3 protein-coding genes are annotated in these 1,772 nt (G+C 73.1%); 2 read left to right on the top strand and 1 reads right to left on the bottom strand.

Features of this window, described 5'->3' with window-relative positions:
- On the top strand, positions 1-181 hold a 181-nt coding region (locus AC2W7C_RS17415; protein WP_486002496.1), incomplete at its 5' end, for a hypothetical protein.
- Complete coding sequence (locus tag AC2W7C_RS17410) at positions 169-561, top strand: hypothetical protein (protein ID WP_486002495.1); 393 nt, start codon at positions 169-171, stop codon at positions 559-561. The genes AC2W7C_RS17415 and AC2W7C_RS17410, both read left to right, overlap by 13 nt.
- A 92-nt stretch (positions 562-653) precedes the next feature.
- Here the strand turns inward: AC2W7C_RS17410 and AC2W7C_RS17405 are convergent.
- Positions 654-1,772: cation:proton antiporter (locus tag AC2W7C_RS17405; RefSeq protein ID WP_486002494.1), on the bottom strand; the 1,119-nt coding region annotated here is incomplete at its 5' end.

Genomic DNA, 1,772 nt, shown 5'->3' with positions numbered 1-1,772 from the left:
GCCTCGACCGCTGACGGCGGGGTTCGGCCGCCTGCCGTTGTCGGACGGGTTGGGCGCGCTGACCCGGCTGCCCGTGGCGCCGGCGGACCTCTCCATCGCCAGTTTGTGCACGCCTGTCCCGGAAGGGGGACCGCGCAGCGCGACCTGGGGACGGACATCATCTGGGGGTTGGTCGGGCTGACATTGCTGCCGACGGTTCCATTCCGCGAGGCGGAGGAGGCGAGAGCCGATCGCGAGGGCGGGGCGCTGCTGGCCTCTGTGGAGCCGGGCGCGATCCTGGCCGACGGCGTGGAGGCGTTCGCCGGCCGGCGCCGCGGCGTGCGGATCTATCGCGACCCCGCCGACCCGGACTTCGCGATCGTGGCCGTCAGGCTGGGGAACGGCGCGGACAATATCGCCGACGTGGGCCTGCTGGGCGTGCGCGGGGATCGAGTGGTGTGGAAGGCGCAGCGCCAGGGCGCCCAATACCTGGGGCTGCCGGAGCTGGTCTGCCGGGACGCGCAGAACCGGCCCAGCGACGATCGGCCCGGATGCTCGTCCTACGGCTTCCTGAGGCCCTGAGCGGGGTCAGCGCACCACGGGGGTCAGGGCCAGTTCGTGGCGGTCCAGCTCCTCTTCCAGCTGGTAGTAGGCCGCGTCGCTGATCTCGCCGCTCAGGCGCATGGCCAGGAGCTTCTCGCGCTTGGCGGCCAGCACCTCCTCGACCAGATCGTCGACGGGCAGGCGGATGCGGCCGTCGCCCTCGGTGATGTCCGCCACGGCGCCATGGCGTTCCCTGTACTCGGCCTGGAGCCGCCGCGCCGGAGGATCGGTCCGGCCCTCGACGAGGGCCAGGGCGGCCTGGGCCACGCCGCGGCGGGGCCCGGGCGGATGTCGGCCTGAAGCACCCCCGTCGTCGCCCAGGCCCAGGGCCTTTGGATGAGCGGGCCCAGGGTGAGGCCCTGGACCACCAGGGTGCCCATGACCACCGCGAACACGGCGAGCAGGATCAGGTCGCGCTCGGGGAAGGAGGGCGGCAGGGCGTAGGCGGCGGCCAGGCTGACCACGCCGCGCATGCCCGCCCAGCCGACGACCAGGCCGGCGCGCAAGGTCGGCGGGGCCGCGCCTTCCGGGAGATGGGGCCCGAACAGCCGGTTCTTGGTGCGGACGACCAGGTTGTAGGCCATCACCCAGCCCATCCTCGCCGCGACGCAAACGCCCAGGATGATCAGGGCGAAGGCGGCGTAATCCAGCCGCTGGGCCGCCTCCAGGCCGCGCCAGATGGGGCCGATCTGCAGGCCCACCAGCATGAAGGCCAGGACGTTCAGGCCGAACACCACGGTCTCCCAGACCGCATAGGCGGGCGCCCGGACCTCGGCCGAGCCGCGCGCCGCCATCCGCGCCACGGCCATGGCGTAGACCACGATGGTGACGATGGCCGACAGGCCCAGGCGCTCCGCCGCGATCCAGACGCCGAAAGTGCTGATGAACTGCAGCACGATCGCCGCCGGCGCATAGGTGAGTTGGCGCATCAGGCGGATCTGCAGCCATGCCGCGGCCAAGGCGAAGACGACGCTGCCGACCAGCGCCCAGGCCATGGCGCCGGCCAGCATCCAGCCCTGGGGCATGGCCGCCAGGGTCGCGGCGACGGCGAGGCGATAGATCAGCAGCGCGCTGGCGTCGTTGAACAGGCTCTCGCCCTCCAGGATGGTCCGCACCCGGTAGGGCGCCGGGATGATCCGCAGCACCGCCGTCGCCGCGGCCGCGTCCGGCGGCGCGACGATGGCGCCCAG

The sequence above is a fragment of the Brevundimonas sp. CURTG3B2_SDJG genome, assembly GCF_057364705.1.
The sequence above is the reverse complement of the archived record's forward strand: the minus strand, read 5'-3'. Positions and strand labels throughout refer to the sequence as shown.